This window comes from Pedobacter sp. 01N416, assembly GCF_056399685.1.
The window spans coordinates 1-4,123 of the sequence record NZ_JBFTRT010000466.1; the positions used below are offsets into that span (position 1 = coordinate 1).

Genomic DNA, 4,123 nt, shown 5'->3' on the forward strand with positions numbered 1-4,123 from the left:
GTTGATGTTACCGTGATCAAAATTTACGAAAACAACATACCGCAGTTTTTTCAAACGAATAGTTATAAAGATGGTAACGAATTGCGTAGGGTGGCCAAACCTATTCTGCAAAAAACGGTACGATTAGATGAAGATAAGGCACTTAACCTCCATAAAAAGAACCGTTTCACCCTTGATCTGGATAAAATGATCCGTACTGAGCCCGGTGCCATGTACCGCGTTACCATTGCTTTCAGACAGGAATACAATGCTTACAATTGTAAAACCGGGGAAGAAAAAGCCGATGGTAATGAGGAAGAAGCCGAATATGGAGATTACGAAGGTTATGGTGAAAAGATTGACGAAGACGATGACTTTTGGCAACGTTACAATAATTATTACCCGCCAAATTACAGGTGGAATGATAAAGACAATCCATGTACGCCATCGTTTTACACCAACCAGCGCTGGGCCAGCAGAAACTTAATTGCCTCGAATATTGGTTTGGTGGCCAAACGTGGTAACGATAACAGCATGCTTATTGTAGCAACAGACTTATTGACGGCAAAACCACTAAGTGGTGTAAACCTTGAATTGATGGATTACCAAAAACAGATCATTTTCACGACTAAAACTGATGGTGATGGTTTTGCAAGTTTTGACCTGAAACGTCAGCCTTTCTTATTGATCGCTAAAAATGGTTCAGAACGTGGTTACCTTAAACTAGACGATGGAAGCTCACTTCCGTTAAGCCGCTTCGATGTTGGCGGTGATGTAGTCCAAAGTGGCTTAAAAGGCTTTATTTATGGCGAGCGTGGTGTTTGGAGGCCAGGCGACAGTTTATTTGTTTCTTTCGTACTGGAAGACAAACTAAAAAAACTGCCAGCCAATTATCCGGTAACCATGGAATTCTATAACCCGAAAGGTCAGCTTTACAAAAGATTGATCAATGACAAACCTTTAAATGGATTCTACACCTTTAAAACCGCTACTGAAAGTACAGCGCCAACTGGTAACTGGATGGCGAAAGTTAAAGCAGGTGGAGCTACATTTACCAAAACCCTAAAAATCGAAACCGTAATGCCAAACCGTTTGAAAATTGATTTCAACGTTGGCAATAGAGCATATTTAAGTTCAGGAACATCAGCCGCTACCCTATCGGCCAAATGGCTATTCGGTGCTGTTGCGCAAAACTTAAAAGCGAAGGTTGATGTAAACTTAAACACTACAGAGACTAAATTTAAAGGTTTTGAGGGTTTTAGTTTCGATAACCCAACGGTTAACTTCGAATCGCAGGTTAAAACCATTTTCGAAGGCACTTTAAACCAGAACGGTACAGCTCAGATTAACACCAACCTCAATGAGAACAATACCGCTCCTGGTGTGTTAAGGGCAAACTTTACAACCAAAGTCTTCGAACCCGGAGGTAATTTCAGCATCGATAATTTCAGCATACCCTATCATGTGTATAGCAGTTATTTGGGTATCCGACCAGAAAAAGGCGACCGTTTGAGTGGTATGCTGGTTACTGGCAAAGCGCATAAAATCGAAATTGTAAATGTAAATACCGATGGAAAACTGTTGAGCGGAACCAAAACCGTTCAGGTAGAATTATATAAAACACAATGGCGTTGGTGGTGGGAACAGGACGATCAATATACCTACGCTAACTTTACCCAAAACCAGTATAACAAATTGGTAGAAAGCCATCAAGTGAATCTGACTAACGGAAAAGGGAGCTGGGATTTACGTGTTGATGAACCAGAATGGGGCCGTTATTTAATTTTGGTGCGTGATGCCAATGGTGGACATGTTACCGGAAAATCTGTTTATGTAGATTGGCCGGGCTGGGCACAGCGCGAACAGGGCAGCAACCCAACTGAGGCATCTATGTTATCTTTCACTGCTAATAAGGAAAAATTTACTGTTGGAGAGGATATTACCTTAACCATCCCAACTGGTAAAAACGGAAGAGCGTTAATCTCCATTGAAAATGGAAGCCGGGTATTAAAAACCTTCTGGGTAGATACCAAAGCCGGACAAACGCAATTTAAGTTCAAGGCTGAGAAAGAGATGGCACCTAATGTTTTTGCCAATATTACTTTATTACAACCGCATGCACAAACGGTTAACGATTTACCAATCAGGATGTATGGCGCTATTCCGCTTTCGGTTGAAGATCCGCAGACCATCCTAAAACCAACCATAAAAATGTTGGATAAAATCAAGCCTGAAACCGAAAACACCATTACTGTAGCTGAGCAGAACGGCAAAGCAATGACCTATACCATTGCCCTCGTAGATGAAGGTTTATTAGATTTAACACGTTTTAAAACACCTGATCCACATGGTGCATTTTATGCCCGCGAAGGTTTAGGCGTAAAAACCTGGGATTTATTCGACTATGTATTAGGCGCATGGGGAGGGAATTTAGAACGCATTTTAAGCATTGGTGGTGATGGTAGCATCAACAAGAACTTAAATCCAGCAAAAGCCAACCGTTTTAAAGCAGTGGTTAAATTTATGGGGCCATTTACTATTGGCAAAGGCGAAAGTAAAACACACAAATTTAAATTGCCTCAATATATTGGTGCGGTAAGAGCTATGGTAGTTGCCGGGCAGGATGCTGCATATGGTTTTACCGAAAAATCGGTTCAGGTTAAAAAGCCGTTAATGGTTTTGGCTACTTTGCCAAGGGTTATCGGTCCGGGAGAAAGTTTCACCTTACCAGTAACCGTTTTTGCTACAGAGAACAATCTTAAAAATGTATCAGTACAACTCCAGGCAAATAATTTAATTGTTCAAGGCAGTAACAAACAGCAGCTTTACTACAAACAAACAGGTGAGCAAATGACCTATTTCGAGGTGAAAGCACCCAACACAGTAGGCATTGCCAAAGTAAAAGTGATTGCACAAAGTGGAGCTGAAAAAACAGTTTACGATGTGGAAATGGATATCAGAAATCCAAACCCATATGTAACCAATGTAGTGTCTGCAACGGTTCAGCCGCATACCAAATGGGCGGTAAACTATTTGCCAATCGGTATGACAGGAACAAATTCTGGTTCACTAGAAGTTTCTTCTATCCCTGCGATCAACCTTGGTAAAAGATTGAGTTACCTTATCCAATATCCGCATGGCTGTATTGAGCAAACTACTTCGGGTATATTTCCTCAACTCTTTTTGGATAGATTGAGTCCGTTGAATGAACAACAAAAAGCTACAACAGAGAAAAACATTAAAGCCGGTATAAATAGGCTGAAAGGTTTCCAAACTACAGATGGCGGTTTGTCTTACTGGCCTGGCGAAGGTAGTTCTGATGAATGGGGAAGCAATTATGCCGGACACTTCCTGGTTGAAGCACAAAATGCTGGTTATACCCTTCCTGTTGGCCTTTTGGATGAACTGTTGCGCTTTCAAAAATCCAAAGCGGCAAACTGGGCGCCAAACAGTAATAATTTTTATGGAGGAGATTTGTCTCAGGCCTACCGTTTGTATATGCTTGCCTTAGCTAAAAAACCTGAAATGGCAGCAATGAACCGTTTAAAAGCTTTTGAATATTTGTCAATCGCTGCAAAATGGCGATTGGCAGCTGCTTATAAACTGGCCGGACAAAATGATGTTGCTCAAAATATGATCAGAGGTTTAGATACATCTATTCAGGCTTACAAACAATTGGGTGGAACTTATGGCTCCGATGTGCGCGATGAAGCCATGATTTTAGAAACCCTAACCCTACTCGGTCAGAAAGCAAAAGCTGCGAATTTACTACAACCTTTAGCTGCTAAACTTGGCGAAAACACCTGGTACAGCACACAAACAACCGCTTATAGTTTGTTGGCTATTGCAAAATTCTGTGGTTCAAACCAATCGGCAAATAAACTGCAATATCAGTATGTACTAGACGGAAAATCGGCACCTGTAAGTTCAAATCAATACATCAACAGTACACCTGTAACCTTTAAAGGAAATACGGCTTCTATTACCAATAATGGCAATAATGTATTGTTTGTCCGTTTGGTTTTAGAAGGACAACCAATTGCTGGTCAGAACAATTTCTTGCCAAACCGACCGGAGGTATTGGATATGAACGTGACTTACAAACGTTTAAACGGTAAAGTCCTGGATCCAACCACCTTAAAAC

The 4,123-nt window shown here is 41.1% G+C and carries 1 protein-coding gene; it reads left to right on the forward strand.

What is annotated here, in order from left to right; genetic code table 11:
• The coding region (locus AC1DND_RS21555; protein WP_477584678.1) for an alpha-2-macroglobulin family protein at window positions 1-4,123 on the forward strand (4,123 nt) is incomplete at both ends.